Annotated in this window: 17 protein-coding genes and 1 pseudogene; 11 read left to right on the forward strand and 7 right to left on the reverse strand. The window is 60.3% G+C overall.

Going from position 1 to position 14,506, the window contains the following annotated elements; all coding sequences use genetic code 11:
• The first annotated feature begins 212 nt into the window (after window positions 1-212).
• On the forward strand, window positions 213-1,598 hold the full coding sequence (locus HNQ81_RS15595; protein ID WP_183352240.1) for an aspartate kinase: 1,386 nt from the start codon (window positions 213-215) through the stop codon (window positions 1,596-1,598).
• A 128-nt stretch (window positions 1,599-1,726) separates the two neighbouring features.
• Here HNQ81_RS15595 and HNQ81_RS15600 read toward each other — a convergent pair whose 3' ends face one another.
• The gene (locus tag HNQ81_RS15600; protein ID WP_183352241.1) at window positions 1,727-2,113 is read right to left on the reverse strand and encodes a gamma-glutamylcyclotransferase family protein; all 387 of its coding nucleotides are present in this window, start codon (window positions 2,111-2,113) and stop codon (window positions 1,727-1,729) included.
• A gap of 284 nt (window positions 2,114-2,397) precedes the next feature.
• Between HNQ81_RS15600 and HNQ81_RS15605 the strand changes: the two genes are divergently transcribed.
• The 8 genes and pseudogenes from HNQ81_RS15605 to HNQ81_RS15635 all read left to right on the forward strand — a co-directional run bounded on the left by HNQ81_RS15605 (window position 2,398) and on the right by HNQ81_RS15635 (window position 8,184).
• Window positions 2,398-3,345 (forward strand): DMT family transporter, encoded by a 948-nt coding sequence (locus tag HNQ81_RS15605; RefSeq protein WP_205240353.1) that lies wholly within the window; start codon window positions 2,398-2,400, stop codon window positions 3,343-3,345.
• Between the two features lie 317 nt (window positions 3,346-3,662).
• A pseudogene (locus HNQ81_RS18290) lies at window positions 3,663-3,953 on the forward strand (response regulator); the annotation flags it as partial.
• A 129-nt stretch (window positions 3,954-4,082) separates the two neighbouring features.
• Entirely contained in the window at window positions 4,083-4,367 is a 285-nt protein-coding gene (locus HNQ81_RS18295; RefSeq protein WP_420842284.1) for a winged helix-turn-helix domain-containing protein, read from the forward strand.
• A complete protein-coding gene (locus HNQ81_RS15615; RefSeq protein ID WP_183352243.1) occupies window positions 4,364-5,437 on the forward strand; it encodes a sensor histidine kinase in 1,074 nt (357 codons plus the stop codon). The genes HNQ81_RS18295 and HNQ81_RS15615 overlap by 4 nt, the downstream gene beginning before the upstream one ends.
• Before the next feature lie 133 nt (window positions 5,438-5,570).
• Window positions 5,571-5,840, forward strand: a complete 270-nt coding sequence (locus HNQ81_RS15620) for a hypothetical protein (protein ID WP_183352244.1) — start codon at window positions 5,571-5,573, stop codon at window positions 5,838-5,840.
• Window positions 5,841-5,871: 31 nt separating this feature from the next.
• On the forward strand, window positions 5,872-6,948 hold the full coding sequence (msrB, locus tag HNQ81_RS15625) for a peptide-methionine (R)-S-oxide reductase MsrB (protein ID WP_183352245.1): 1,077 nt from the start codon (window positions 5,872-5,874) through the stop codon (window positions 6,946-6,948).
• An 85-nt stretch (window positions 6,949-7,033) separates the two neighbouring features.
• A complete protein-coding gene (locus tag HNQ81_RS15630; protein WP_183352246.1) occupies window positions 7,034-7,411 on the forward strand; it encodes a DUF2784 domain-containing protein in 378 nt (125 codons plus the stop codon).
• 161 nt (window positions 7,412-7,572) lie between these two features.
• On the forward strand, window positions 7,573-8,184 hold the full coding sequence (locus tag HNQ81_RS15635) for a nitroreductase family protein (protein ID WP_183352247.1): 612 nt from the start codon (window positions 7,573-7,575) through the stop codon (window positions 8,182-8,184).
• A gap of 29 nt (window positions 8,185-8,213) precedes the next feature.
• Here HNQ81_RS15635 and HNQ81_RS15640 read toward each other — a convergent pair whose 3' ends face one another.
• Window positions 8,214-8,744 carry a YkgJ family cysteine cluster protein gene (locus tag HNQ81_RS15640; RefSeq protein WP_183352248.1) on the reverse strand — a complete coding sequence of 177 codons (531 nt, stop codon included), beginning with the start codon at window positions 8,742-8,744 and terminating at the stop codon, window positions 8,214-8,216.
• Window positions 8,745-8,904: 160 nt separating this feature from the next.
• On the opposite strand from HNQ81_RS15640, the gene HNQ81_RS15645 reads away from it, so the two are divergent.
• Window positions 8,905-9,219, forward strand: a complete 315-nt coding sequence (locus HNQ81_RS15645) for a BON domain-containing protein (protein ID WP_183352249.1) — start codon at window positions 8,905-8,907, stop codon at window positions 9,217-9,219.
• A 101-nt stretch (window positions 9,220-9,320) separates the two neighbouring features.
• Here the strand turns inward: HNQ81_RS15645 and HNQ81_RS15650 are convergent, their stop codons facing one another.
• From HNQ81_RS15650 to HNQ81_RS15660, 3 genes are all read right to left on the reverse strand, one after another.
• Window positions 9,321-9,824: a hypothetical protein gene (locus HNQ81_RS15650; protein ID WP_240191807.1), complete on the reverse strand. Its 504-nt coding sequence runs from the start codon at window positions 9,822-9,824 to the stop codon at window positions 9,321-9,323.
• A 213-nt stretch (window positions 9,825-10,037) separates the two neighbouring features.
• Entirely contained in the window at window positions 10,038-11,201 is a 1,164-nt protein-coding gene (locus HNQ81_RS15655; RefSeq protein ID WP_183352250.1) for a multidrug effflux MFS transporter, read from the reverse strand.
• On the reverse strand, window positions 11,198-11,476 hold the full coding sequence (locus HNQ81_RS15660; RefSeq protein ID WP_183352251.1) for a hypothetical protein: 279 nt from the start codon (window positions 11,474-11,476) through the stop codon (window positions 11,198-11,200). Before HNQ81_RS15660 ends, HNQ81_RS15655 begins: the two co-directional genes overlap by 4 nt.
• A gap of 50 nt (window positions 11,477-11,526) precedes the next feature.
• On the opposite strand from HNQ81_RS15660, the gene HNQ81_RS15665 reads away from it, so the two are divergent.
• Entirely contained in the window at window positions 11,527-12,423 is an 897-nt protein-coding gene (locus HNQ81_RS15665) for a rhomboid family intramembrane serine protease (protein ID WP_183352252.1), read from the forward strand.
• A 200-nt stretch (window positions 12,424-12,623) separates the two neighbouring features.
• Here HNQ81_RS15665 and HNQ81_RS15670 read toward each other — a convergent pair whose 3' ends face one another.
• Both HNQ81_RS15670 and HNQ81_RS15675 read right to left on the reverse strand, forming a co-directional pair.
• Window positions 12,624-13,256 carry a hypothetical protein gene (locus HNQ81_RS15670; protein WP_183352253.1) on the reverse strand — a complete coding sequence of 211 codons (633 nt, stop codon included), beginning with the start codon at window positions 13,254-13,256 and terminating at the stop codon, window positions 12,624-12,626.
• A gap of 196 nt (window positions 13,257-13,452) precedes the next feature.
• A complete protein-coding gene (locus tag HNQ81_RS15675; RefSeq protein ID WP_183352254.1) occupies window positions 13,453-14,298 on the reverse strand; it encodes a response regulator in 846 nt (281 codons plus the stop codon).
• Window positions 14,299-14,506: the final 208 nt, after the last annotated feature.

The raw sequence follows: 14,506 nt of genomic DNA on the forward strand, positions 1-14,506 counted from the left end.
GCTTCGGCCCGGACCTCTCCCCGGCTGCCCGACGGGCGGGGAGAAAAAAGCCTTGATCTGCAACGTTCATCTGTGCTAGCTTTTTCTGCTCCGGGTCAGCTGCCGCATCCCGGCAACGGCCCTTCATCGTCACTACCGGCGTGGCGGATCAACCATAGAGACACTTCCCGTCCGCCGCACTGTCCACACTCTCACGGTCCCGACCACAGCCCATGCATACTCCATTCCTTCGCGTCGAAAAAATCGGCGGCACCTCGATGTCCCGATTTCCGGAGATCATCGACAACATCATCCTCCGCGATCCCGACGACATCTACGGCCGGATCTATATCGTCTCCGCCTACAGCGGCATCACCAACGAGCTCCTCGAACACAAAAAAACCGGCAAACCCGGCATCTACCAGCTGTTCAAGGAGCAGCAGAACTATCCCCGGAAACTGCTTGACCTGCGTGACAATCTGTTCAAGCTCAACGAGGCCCTGACGCCGGTCGGACTCGACCTCGACGAGGCCAACGATTTCATCGGCGACCATATCGATCTGACCATCAATATCCTCCGCAGCATGGACAACGTCCTCTCCTCGGGATACGTCTCACACAAGGCCCTGCTCCTCGCCGCACGCGAAATGCTGGCCTCCCTCGGCGAGATGCACAGCGCCTTCAACTCGGCGAACATCCTGAAGAACCAGGGATACAATTCGACGTTTATCGACCTCAGCGGCTGGGAGGACAGCCGGCAACTGACCATTGACGAGCGGATCAAGGACAGCTTCAATTCCATCGACCCGTTTTCGACCATCTGTTTCGCCACCGGCTACACCAAGGGCAAGGAAGGGATCATGCGGGAATTCGACCGCGGCTATTCCGAGGTGACCTTCTCGAAGGTGGCGGTCCTCCTCGGGGCCAAGGAGGCGATCATCCACAAGGAGTACCATCTCTGTTCCGGAGACCCGCTGGTCATCGGTGAGGACAAGATCCACCCGGTCTGCAACACCAACTTCGATGTCGCCGACCAGCTGGCCGACGTCGGGATGGAGGCGATCCACCCGAAGGCATCGAAGCCGCTGGAGATCAACAACATCCCGATCCGAATCAAAAACGCCTTCGATCCCAACCATTCCGGAACCCTGATCACCAAGGATTTCATCGCCCCCCGATCGAAGGTCGAAATCGTCACCGGCTCCGACAAGGTCGTCAGCATGGAGATCCATGATACGCGCATGGTCGGCGAAGTCGGCTTCGATCTGCGTATCATGCAGGTCCTGGCCAAACACCAGGTTTCCTATATCAGCAAGGCCACGAATGCCAACACGATCGCGATGCTGATCGCCGACCGCGACTGCTCACAGGCGCTGCTGGACGATCTGAGCGATAAATTCGAATCGGTCACCAGCCGCCCGGTAGCCATCGTCTGCGCCATCGGCTCGAATATCGGTCAGCCCGGCATCCTGGCCAGGGCCGCCCAGTCGCTGGCCGCCGACGACATCAATATTCTGGCGGTTTCCCAGACTCCCCGCCAGACCAACATGCAGTTCATCGTCGAGAGAGTGCAGTTCGCCCAGGCCCAGCGGGCCCTGCACCAGGCGCTCTGCATGTAGCGGAAAACGGCAAGGGCCGGGCATGCCCCCTCCGACATGCCCGGCCCTTGCCGGTCAACCACAGCGAAGCCGGAACGGCAGCGCTGTTCACCGCCCGCAGCTGACTCGCAGCCGATCCGGCTCCCTGCTCACCATTGCGGTTCGACTTCGCTCAGAAATTTTCCCGACGGAACCAGCATGCCGCGCTTGTCAAGACTGAAATACAGCCAGGCCGTCTCCAGGCGTTTCCCCTGCCCCCCGTCATCGACCGAGATATCGACCTGCTCCCGCCGGTACCAGTCGGGATGGCCTTCGAGGCTGTCGAGGGCGGCCAGTATTTTCTCATCGACACGGTAGAGTTCTCCGAAAATCGGCGAAACCGCCTCCTCCTTGAGAACAATCGGCGTCCCGGTCGAATAATACATTGCGAACTTCTCCAGTGTCTGCGCCGCCCCAACAAATTCAGCACCGGTCAACAGACGGTGATTACTGAACCCCTTCTTCAGGGTGCCATAGACAAAAACGAGATAATGCATGAAAGTATTCACCTGTGAATTATTTTCCGGCATCCCCGCCGGGTATAATCAAAGAATTTGATATAATATTTATATATATTTAAATGATGCCTGCACGAAAAGCAATCGAATAACGACGTCCCCAGCATCACAATTGCCTGTCATTACATGCTATATGAGGTCTGTTGCGGAAAACTTCTGATGCCGTGGAGACAACCGGGACCATCTTCGCGTTGCCGGGAATCGCTTCCTGTGGTATCACGGGGCACCGCTTCTGATACCCGCATAACCGGAGGATTCCGCCAATGCCGCCGCAGCCCACCGAAACGATGAACCTGAAAGGAATTGTCGCCGCCCTTCTCTCCGCCCTGCTGATGGGGACCATCGGCGTCTTTTCGAAGATCACCGGCCTGTCCGCCGAAACCATCACGTTCTTCCGCCTCTTTTTCGGCGCCGGCTTCATGCTGCTCTACCTTGTTGCCTGCCGGCAGACCGGCCGTATCAGGCAGTGGCCGACCTGGCCGGTGCTGATCAACGGCACCATGTTGTCCGGCTTCATCATCTTCTATGTCCAGGCGATGAACCTGACGACGATGGCCAACGCCATCATGCTGGTCTACCTGGCGCCGCTGACGGCATCGATCTATGCCCATTTCTTTCTCGGCGAACGGTTGAACCGTGCCAGCGTCCTGCTGATCGCCGCGGCCCTCTTCGGTTTTGCCATGATGATGGAGTTTCGCATCGATTTCTCCAGCGGCAGCAACCACTTCGCCGGAATCTGCCTGGCCGCCCTGGCATCGTGCTGCTACGCCGCCTTCATCCTCATCAACCGGACGATCAAGGCGCATGTCCATGTCTACAGCCGCACCTTCTACCAGCTGCTGATCGGGGCCCTGGTCATGCTGCCCTTCCTGATCGCCAGTCCGCCGGCGATCTCGACGACCAACTGGCTGTGGCTGACCGGCACCGGTCTTTTCCCCGGCTTCCTCGCCATCCTCTGCGCCGTCGTCGCCCTCAGCACCCTTCCCGCCGCAACCTTCGGCACCCTGGCCTATTTCGAGCCGATTGCCGTCATCGCCTTCGGCTGGCTGATCTTCAACGAAACCCTGACGCCGCTGCAGATCGCCGGGTGCCTGCTGATACTCGGCAGCGGTGTGATCAAGACCTGGCTCAGCGCCAGGCCGGCGGCGACCAGGACCTGCCCGGCCGCCCTTGACACGGCGGGTGATTCCTCGGATACCGGTCGAAGATAACGCCCACCCCTGCTCCGCGGCGGTCCCTCCCCGACCCACCGGCCCCTCCGCCCTCCTCCGGCCGAACCGGTTCGCAGCGGGCCCAACGGGGAGTAGCGCTTGCCTCCGGTGATGCAGCCGCCGAGACTTTACCAAGTCAGTCCACTGATCACAAGTCAGGACGCAGTGAAAATCATCCCTGAGTCGGAGGCGCCTGGCTCCAGCGTTCAGGGCAGGTTTTGACGATGGCTTTTCTTTTCGAAAGTGCCTACATTCTCCGGCAGGAACCTTGCCCTGGCCGCCATCCCTGCCGAGATTCAGACAAGGAGGAGAATATCATGCTGCGCTGCACCGGACCGGCGTTGATTGTCGAGGACGACCCCAACACCGCAAATCTGCTCAAGACCTATCTCGAGCATGAAGGTTTTACCTGTGAAATCGCGACTGATGGCGAAAAGGCCGTGCGATTGGCCCGACATCGCCGGCCCTGCATCATCATCCTCGACATCATGCTGCCCAAACTCGATGGATGGGAGGTCTGCCGGCAGGTGCGGACCTTCTCCAATGTGCCGGTACTGATGCTGACCGCCCGGGAGGAGGAGATCGACCGGGTGACCGGACTCTCGCTCGGCGCTGACGACTATGTCATCAAACCCTTCAGCCCTCGCGAACTGGTGGCCCGGGTCAAGGCCATCCTGCGGCGCTCGAACATGCAGACGAACAGTCAGGGTAAAATGCTGCGCTCCGGCGGGCTGGAGATGGACCTGGACAGACACCGGGTCAACCTTGACGGCAGGATTGTCGACCTGACCAGTTTGGAATACAAACTGCTCCAGGCCCTGATGCAGGCCCCCGGCCGGGTCTTTTCCCGCAGCGAACTGCTCGATGCCGTTTATCATGGCGGCGAGATCGTCATCGACCGGGTGGTCGACGTCCATATCGGTAAACTGCGACAGAAGATTGAACGGCAGCCCTCCCAACCCCGCTACATCCGCACCGTCCGCGGATTCGGCTACGCCTTCGCCGACCCGGAAGACCTATGAACCCTGTCAGACAACGCCTGCTCTGGAAATTGCTGCTGGTCAACGGGATACCGGTGGTGACGATCATCATGGTGATCTGGTTGGCCCTCGATGGCCTGGCAGCCGGCAACTTTCCCGATCTGCCGGGAAACGACCCGATACCGCCGGCAGGTATCCCCCAGAGCTTTATCACCTCAATCCACGCCACCCTGATCTGGGCCAGCCTCGCCGCCCTGCTGCTCGGTTTCGTCCTCAGCTACCTGCTGACCCGCAGGGTGCTGAAACCACTCTCGCAGATGAACGCCGTCACCCGGGCGGTGGCATCGGGCAACTTCACGGCCCGGGTGGAGGTCACCACCGGCGATGAGGTGGGACAGCTCGGCATCTCCTTCAATCACATGGCCGACAGCCTGGAACGGATCGAACAGCTGCGCAGGAACATGGTGGCCGATGTCGCCCACGAACTGCGGACGCCGCTGACCAACCTGCGCGGCTATCTCGAGGCCGTCAACGACCGTGTTCTCCCCCCTTCCCCAGAGACCATCGATCTGCTGCTGGGTGAGACCCTGCGCCTGGTCAAGCTCGTCGACAACCTCCAGCAATTGGCCCGCGCCGACGCCGCCAGGACATCCCTGCACCGGGAGAAACTGGTGATATCAAAGCAACTGCAGGAGATGCTGACCCTGTACCGACCGAGCATCGAAGAAAAGCACCTCGAGGTGACGACCGATTTTCCGCCGGAGGCCGACACGGTCCAGGCGGATCGGGACAAATTTCTGCAGGCGGTCCGCAATCTCCTCGACAACTGCGTCAAATACACCCCGGACGGGGGACAGGTCGCCATCTCCAGCAAACGGCTCGACGATGGCCTGGAGATCCTGTTCTGCAACAGCGGCCCGGCAATCTCCAGCACCGACCTGCCCCTCATCTTCGAACGATTCTTCCGCACCGACCGTTCCCGCGGCCGCAATGCCGGGGGCTCCGGTCTCGGTCTGGCGATCACCCGGGAACTGATAAAGGCCCACGGCGGCCGGGTCGGAGCCGACAGCACGGATGACCGGACCTGCATCCGGTTTACCCTGCCCGACTGAAAATCACGGTTCCTGCCATCTTTACCGGATCTTTACACCGGCGTTATACCATCCTTACAACGACGCCTTAGTTTTGAAGCATCGGAGGTGATTTCTCATCGCCTTCATTAACTGAACTTGAGGAGAAATCGTCATGAAGACTCTCACTAAATCGATCCTGGCACTCGTTGCAGTACTTTCCATTTCCCTGTTCGTCGCCGGCTGTGGGCCAAAATCCGCAGATTGGCAGGGGTATTCGGCACCGGGCGCAGGAACTGGAATGAGCGGTGACAACTTCAGCAGCATGGGCGCTGGAAACTCCGATCCGAGCCGGGGTGCGGGGATTTCCGACAACGACACCCACAATGCCGGGGTCTTCGGTCCCACCAATGAGGCGCGAGGCACGGAGTCGCACGAAAACTGATCATTAAACAACAACCTGCAGGGAGGCCGGCATGAAATTTGTCTGGGCGGGCGTCATCACGGCACTGACACTACTTTTTACTGCCGGCTTCGCTGTATCCGCAAAGGAGGATAAGCACGACGTGAAAACAACACCCCCACCTCCGGCAATGGAGAAGGCTCTTTTTGCCGGCGGCTGTTTCTGGTGCATGGAAAAGCCCTTTGAAGAACTCGACGGCGTTATCTCGGTGACCTCCGGCTATGCCGGCGGTACGACGGAAAATCCGACCTACGACGACTACGGTGCGGGTGGGCATACCGAGGTCGTTCAAATTGTCTATGATCCTCAAAAAATTTCCTACGGCCGGTTGCTCGACGTCTTCTGGCGGCAGATCGACCCGACCGATGCCGGCGGCCAGTTTGTCGACCGCGGGCGCGAGTACCTTTCCGCCATCTTCGTCTCCAATGAAGAACAGCGGCAGCTGGCCCTGGCCTCGAAACAGGAGCTGGCCGCCAGCGCCATTCTGAAGAGGCCGATCGTCACCGCGATTCTGGATGCCCCCCGTTTCTGGAAGGCGGAAGAATATCACCAGGATTATTACAAAAACAACCCGATCCGCTACACATTCTACCGTTCACGCTCGGGCCGCGATGACTTCCTCCGCCGGACCTGGGACAAGGCCGAGATCGACCTTTCCGGGGAGGGAAAGGGCGAAGGTCGACGACAGAAGCTGTCCGCCATGCAGTACCATGTGACCCGGGAGAACGGCACCGAGCCGCCTTTCAACAACGAATACTGGGACAACAAGAAGGCCGGTCTCTACGTCGATATAATCTCCGGTGAGCCACTCTTCAGCTCGCGCGACAAATTCGATTCGGGGACCGGCTGGCCCAGCTTCACCCGACCGGTGGTCGCGGACAACATTGTCGAACGCGAGGACCGGGGCCTTTTCAGCGTCCGGACCGAGGTCCGCAGCCGCAAGGGTGACGCCCATCTCGGTCATGTCTTCGACGACGGACCGGCGCCGACGGGCCTGCGCTACTGCATCAATTCCGCCGCTCTCCGCTTCATCGAAGTTGAAAAACTTGTCGAATCGGGTTACGGAGAGTTTGTCGAGCAGTTCGAATAACCGCATCGCCACGGGGTGACGGCCGGCCCACGGCCGCTCCCCGTAGATCCTGCGCCACTCTGTTATCGACTGGGTTCACCGCCCTATGTCCTATCGTCTTCTGGGCGACCTGGTCGTCGTCCTCCACCTGCTGTTCATCCTCTTCGTCGCCGCCGGCGGCCTGCTGGTCCTGCCGCGTCCCCGCCTCGCCCTGCTGCATCTGCCGGCGGTCGTGTGGGGGGCCTTGATCGAGTTCACGGGCGGTATCTGTCCGCTGACTCCCCTTGAAAACCTCTTCAACCGGCTCGCCGGCCACAGAGGGTATGACGGCGGCTTCATCGACCACTATCTGCTCCCCATCATCTATCCGGAAGAAATGACCCGGGAGATCCAGATCGGGCTCGGCCTGCTGGTCGTCGCGATCAACGCCGCCCTCTATCTGCTGCTGATCCGCCGCTCCCTCCGCCGGCGGAGTCGAAAGTAGCGGTGGCAATCCTCTATCCGTGCCGCGGCGACGGAGGTGGCGTCGTTGTCGTCACAAGATGTTTGCCGCAAACTTGACTTCTGGTATAGTGAGCCTTGCCGGAACTGGGACGGCAGTCCCTTGTTTCCTTTCCATTTTTTCCAGCAAGGCCATAGTGATCGATGAACGGTACACACCCCAACCCTACCCTCGAGACGATCTTTCGCCGCCACAGCATCCGCCAGTTCCAGGAAGCGCCGGTCGACGAGAAACTGATCAAGATCATCCTCGATGCCGCCAACCAGGCCCCTTCCGCCCATAACCAGCAATCCTGGCGCTTTGTCGTCCTGCGGGAGAAGAAACGCCTGGAACTGGCCCACCTCGTTGCCGGCCGGGCGGGCGACTTTCCCAAGCCCTCGTCGTCGATCCTGCGGATGGCCTCGCGCTGCCTGGCCAGCGCCCCGGTAGTGATCAGCGTCAACAACACCGGCAGCCTGATTGCCCACGGCAGCGAGCTGTTCAACCTCGCACCGGAACGGTCCCGCGATTTCTTCCGCACCATGGAGATCCAGAGTTCGGCCGCCGCCGTCGAAAATCTCCTCCTCGCCGCCACCTCCCTTGGCCTCGGCAGCGTCTGGCTCGGCATCCTCTACCTGATCAAGGACGAGGTCCTGACCTTTCTCGGCGAGAACAAGGGCGAGTTCATGGCCGTCATCCCGATCGGCTACCCGAAAAAGAATCAGGGTGGACCGCAGAAAAAACCGCTTCAGTATGTCCTGAAGGAATTCGACTGACAGCGAACAGCCGGAATGGAGGGAGCGAATCAGGCCGGCGGGCAGGCGAGGTCGGCCAGGGCGATTCTGACCGCTGCCGCCAGTCCGTTCTCCTGACAGTAACGGAGATTGAGGGCGGCCAGTCGTTCGTTGAAACCGTCCATGAACAGCAGGTCCGCCTGCTCGAGATCATCATCCTCGGCAAAGTTCAGGGGACAGGCCGAGACCTCTATCCGCTCTTCGATTTCATCGATATAGGCCAGGGCCATGCCCTGGGTGCGGCAGATGATCGGTCGCAGCGGATAGACGGTGCAGCGATCGTCGTCGAGAAAAACGCATCGGCCTTGTCGCCGCTGCCCCCCGGCCGCCCGACAATCCCGCCCCGCAAGCAGCATCGCCGCCTCCAGCGGCAGGATTGAAAATTCAATACAGCAAGCCGAACAACCCGGCCGGCAGCGGATTTTGCCTGCCAGTCGGCCATCGACAAGCTCGCTCACGAACCGGTCGATCTCCATGACGAGTTGGAGATACGCGTCGCGGACCTGACGGGTGGGGGACGGTAATTTCCCGGGTTCGATCATCGGCAGCGGAACGGGAACGGCACCGGCCAATACGGGAGATATGATTTTCTCATCTTGCCGGTCGGCGCATATTGTTTATAATTTAAAACTTACACACTGCCTGCGGCAGCGTCCAGAAGGGGACGCTGCCGCAGACTGCCATTCGACGGAGGACATCGCCATGCTGCACAAATCGCAACAACTCGTTTTCGCCCTTATCGTGACTCTCTGTTCCGCCCTGCTGATCTCCTGCTACACCCCGGCCGGGAGAAGCGCCGGGGAGGTAGTGGACGACGCCGGCATCACCACCCAGGTCAAAACCTCGCTCATGGCCAACAAGGCTCTCGAGGGGATCGCTATCTCCGTCAAGACCTTCTCCGGCGAGGTCACCCTCACCGGTGCCGTCGATACTCCCGAACAGGTCCGCAAGGCCTCGGAGATCGCCGCCTCCGTCCGTGGTGTCAAAAAAGTCAACAATCTCGTGACAGTGAAATAATGGCCCCTGCCTGAAGGGCTCGGGGAGGACCGGTTGTGCCGGTTCTCCCCCGGCATCTCGTGCCGCCCGCCCGTTCAGTTCATCTCATCCCGGGGCTGAGACTACAGGGCGAAGCGGAGCGCAGCGCCAAGGAAGATGGTGTCGGTATCGATATCGGTATCGTCATCCTCCAGCTGCACTGAATCATTGAATCGATAGTTGGCCGAGATATCGACGAAGACCCGGGGCAGCAACTCGAGGTTCAAACCGACCCTGAAGGCATAGAAAGGGTCGTCGGCAAATTCGCCGTCGGTGCGGATAAGCCCTATGCCGGCACCGGCATAGATCGTGCTGCCGATCAGGATATAGGCTTCCGGGGCGTAGGCATTCTCACCGAAGCGATCGGGCAGCAGTTCCATATCGACCTCGACGCCGAGGAAATCCCACCAGTGCTGGTAGCTGACGAAATAGGAAAAACCATCGTCATCATCGATCCCTTCCTCATCGAGATCATCCACCGCAACCCAGTAATTGGCGCCGCCGCCGATCCGGTGTTCACCGGCCTGCAGATCAGCGGTGAACAGCACCAGGCCCAGGGCCAGCAATGCCATCAACAGTCTGTTCATAATCGTTCCTCCTCATCTACCATTGCTTTCGTTTCTCCACGACATCCCCGGCAAACAGGACCACCCGTTGCCGTCGGGGCCAACCTCTTCCTCCACAATCGGAACTGCAAAACACCCATGGTAACAGAGCAGCGGTGAAATGACAATCATCGGGACATGACCGGCTGCCGTCCGGTTGCCGCGGTGTCCCGGCAATCGGCCGCACCGTTGGAATCAGGGCTGACGCAGAGTGACCAGACGGGTCAGCAGGAACCAGGCGCAGAGGGTGAAGACGGACGCCCCGACCCCGAGCCAGCCAAGTGTCGTGATCTTGTCCGCCCAGTGAAGGGAGATGGCCCACATCGAGGCGGCGCCGGTGATGAAAAAAATGAAGACCATGAACGCGGAGGCGGTACCGACATCGGTCTCGACCTGCTCGAGAATGAGGTTGTTGCCGGGGGGTCGGGTGAACGAGAAGCTGAAGGTGAAGAACCACATCGGCAGCGCAATCCGCCAGACACCGGGCAACAGCGGTATGGCCATGACCAGGGCCGAGCAGACCATGCCGACGAAGCCGAACGGCAGGAGCCGCATCAGCGATACCCTCTTTACCGCCCGGGAAAAGGCCATCGGGGCGACCATGAAGGCCGCCGAGTTGAGGGCGAAAAAGGAACCGAACTGCTGCTCGCTGTAACCGAGCCGGGTAATGTAGATATCGGGCGCGGCGGCGATAAAGGCGAAAAAGGGCATTCCCATGACGGCAAACGTCAGGGCCAACAGGATATAACGCCGGTTGCGGAACAGACGCGCATAGTTATAGGCCACCCGCGACAGCGGTTCGGCGGCGGCGACCTGGAGGGTTTCCTTGACCCGCAGGACCCCGAAGAAGGCCACCATCCCCAGCAGGGCCTGGATGACGAAGATGAAACGCCAGGAAGTCATGCTCATGACCCAGCCGCCGATCATCGGGGCCAGCATCGGCGCAGCGGCGGTGATGATGCCGAGCTGGATGAAGATCCGCTGGCGCACCTGGCCGGTAAACATATCCTTGCTGATCGCCAGGGCGATCGCCGAGGCCGAGGCCGCCCCGGCCCCCTGGACGATCCTGGCGACAATCATCGTTTTCACCCCTCCGGCCATCGCACAGAGCAGACTGGCGACAACGAACAAGCCGATGCCGGCGAGCAGCGGCGGTCGGCGGCCGTACCTGTCGGACAGCGGGCCATAGATCAGCAGGAAGCCGCAGTAGGTGGCGAAAAAACAGACCAGGGTCAGGTTGACGGTGGCCAGCGAAGTCCCCCAGGTCTCAACCAGCATCGGAATCGCCGGCAGATACATGTCGGTCGACAGCGGTGGGAACGCCGACAGCAGCGCCAGCAGGGCGATAATCCGTTTCATGGAGCGGCGCACAATCGTCCACCGCCCCGGCCGGGGTCATCGGCCGACAGGCGATTGGCCCGAACCGAGCCGGTCGCATGCCATCGCTTGTGTTTCCTGTCCATCATGTTCCCTGTTCCCTGCTGATCTTCTCCCGGCAGGCGAGACGGGCAGGCGCCGCCATGAAAAATGGTTGCCTCGCGGCGCCGGATGTATTTCACTGACGGGATGAAGCCGCCATCGCCATCGACCTCCCGCCGTTGCGGGATCAACAGGAGTCTATCGTCGCCAACCATGGCCGCATCTTCCTTTCCCGTCACCTGTCGCAACGTCTCGGTGAACGTCGATGGACGGACGCATGGGTGAATCGCTGGTGCTGGTGCACACCACCGATGACCCGGAGGAAACGAGGGACTGCTCACTGGTGCTTTCAGCCGCCGATATACCGCACACGATCACCTCTCCGTCGCAATCGAGCTGGGGTATTGCCGTCGCCGCAGAATCGGCCGACCAGGCCCTCAGCGAACTGACCGCCTATGCCGAGGAAAACCGTGACTGGCCGCCACGAACGCTGGAACAGGACCGGTTCAGACCGTCATTCCATCTGCTCAGCCCGTTCATTATCGGCTGTCTTGTCCTTCTCTACCTCGAAACCGGCCAATGGCGGCATGATTCGCCGTGGTTTACCGCCGGGGCGGGGGATTCGACCGCCATCCTGGCCGATGGCCAGTACTTCCGCCTGGTCACCGCCCTGACCCTGCATGCCGACACCCTCCACCTGCTGAGCAACTGCGTGCTCGGCGTCTTCCTCCTCCATTACCTCTTCCAGTTCCTGGGCAACGGGATCGGCCTGGCGGCCCTGCTGACGGCGGCAAGCCTCGCCAACCTCATCAATGTCGTCGCCCATGGCCGGGACCATCATTTCGTCGGTTTCTCGACGGCCATATTCGCCGTCATCGGCATGCTCTCCTCCCTCAATTTCCGCCGCCATTCGGCGATCGGCCGCACCCGGTGGCTGATGCCGCTGATGGCCGGCCTGGCGATGCTGGCGATGGTCGGCAGCGAAGGCGAACGCACCGACCTCGGGGCGCATTTTTTCGGACTGGTCATCGGCCTGATCGCCGGTTATCTCTTCGGGACGAAGCCGGTTCTCGCCCTGCGCCCCTCATTCTGGCTGCAGACCATCCTCACCGGCGCATCACTGGCCGTCTTCCTGATCGCCTGGAAAATGGCCCTGTCCTGACCCGGATCGACCGGACGGCGGGAATTCCCCGAACATCTCAAAAGTGCAAAGTGTTTTTGAGATTCACGGTTGAGAAACAACGGAAAGCGGAGAACGTCAGGCGGCAATCGATCACGCGCGGAATGACCTTCCCTTGCCGCCCCTGGCGCAAGACCGGATCTCGTCCCCGCCCAACCTCAAAGCCTCCACATAACCTGGAATCACATGCCTTTACTGCGAAAGGGGCGAATCTCCGCCGATGCGATGAACGCCGGTTTGAGGAGGACCTCATCCTCGTGACGATGCCGCAGATACACCATGATATCGGCCTTGACGACATCGACCTCGAACAGTTCGCCGCCTCCCAGGGATGGGTCCTTCCAGCGTTCGGCGAAGCCCTCCGCTCTTCGCCGGTCCGGCGTCCAACTCAGGCTTGTCCTGACACCGGCGACCGAGCCCCGATAAACAGTGGCGGAAGCGAAACCGACAGGTTCACCGAGGGCATACAACCGTTCCGGATCGCAATCGGCGAACAGGTCGTTCCACGTCTCGGCGTCACCGCCTGAAGAGAATGGACTGTTGAACCTGCCGTACAAGAAAAGCACTGCTTCCTCCAGCCTGCCGGCCTGGCGGAACTGGCCAAGATTGTTGCGGAAGAATTGGGGTTGATCCTTGACATGCAGCAATTTCATCGCCTTGAGGGGATCGGCCTGCCGCTGTAAGGTATCCTTGAGTTGCGCGAGCTTGTCCTGCATCTGCCGTTCATGCCGGGCCTGCATTTTGGCATTGTCGAATGTTCCGGTGTATGCGTCGGGAGGGTGAAGAAAGACAACCCCCTCTACATTCCACTCCATATTGTCTCCTCTCTGGCGTGTCGCAGCGGTCTCTCGTCTCATCCCTTGATGGAAGATGACGGCGGCGGTGAAAACTGCAGGATCAAAAAACCGGTTGACCGTCGGACCGCCGGCAGGAATCTCCCTTCCGTTCACCGGATATCCCGCATTCAGTCGCTCAGGTGGCGGTCGATTCAAGGCGGTCCCGGCAGGACTCTTAGCCGGCAATCTCCTGGAGCGCACGATGAATCGCATCCTTGAGTACTTCGAAGCTGTACGGTTTGCGAAGGAAGGCCTGGGGAAGATCAGGATGGCCGCCCTCCATGACCTGCTCCTCTCCATATCCGCTGATCAGGATCACGGCAATGCCGGGATCGATCCGGCGCAGAGCGCTCAAAGTCTCCCAGCCGTTCATCCCCGGCATGTACACGTCGCTCAGTACCAGGCAGATCTCATTCTGATGCTGACGAAAGATATCCATCGCCTGTATGCCGTCGCCGGCACTGAGGACTGTGAATCCCAGCCTCACCAGCATCATGGTGGTGATATCGACGATGATGTCATCGTCATCCACCAGCAGGATCTTCCCGGCCGGCCGGTCTTCCGTGGTGCAGGTCCCATTCGTTGACCGATCGGCATCTCCCTCCGCTGCCACCGGCAAAAAGACGCGATACCGACTGCCGTGACCGGGGGAACTGTCGACCGCGACCACGCCGCTGCGCGCCTGCACGAGGCCCAGGACCTCGTGGAGCCGCGGTCCCGTCAGGTCCACCAGCCCATTGCGCCCGATGCGTCGGATCTCTTCCCGGGGTCGGCCGAACATCTCAGAGGCGGCCGGATTGGCGTCGAGGATGGTGCCGTCCGGACTGGTCGACAGTATCGCCTCGTTCGAATAGTTGAACAGGGCCCGATAACTCACTTCAGACCCGGACGCTTCAGACTGCGGCCGTTCATATCCCCTGTTTTCGTGGCCAGCCGATATCTGTTCCAGTTCCTGAATCCGCTGCCTCAGGTCATCATTTTCCGCAATCAGCACCTGTCTGGTTTTGTGTTCATCCTTCATGCCGTGTCCATACCGTGTCGTCATCGGGAACGGAGGTCGACAAAGATTGCCTTCCTGAGCGAAGCCCAAGGAATCCACATTCCGCAACCTGTTTAAGCTACTCTTTCAAGACGAATTTTGCATTTTTTTTGTGCCGTTGCCCCTGGTTTGGGGACCGGACCGATCAGCACTCGGACAGCACCGAGGCCCCTGGAACCACAGTTGTCGA

The organism is Desulfoprunum benzoelyticum (assembly GCF_014201505.1).
GTDB lineage: Bacteria > Desulfobacterota > Desulfobulbia > Desulfobulbales > Desulfocapsaceae > Desulfoprunum > Desulfoprunum benzoelyticum.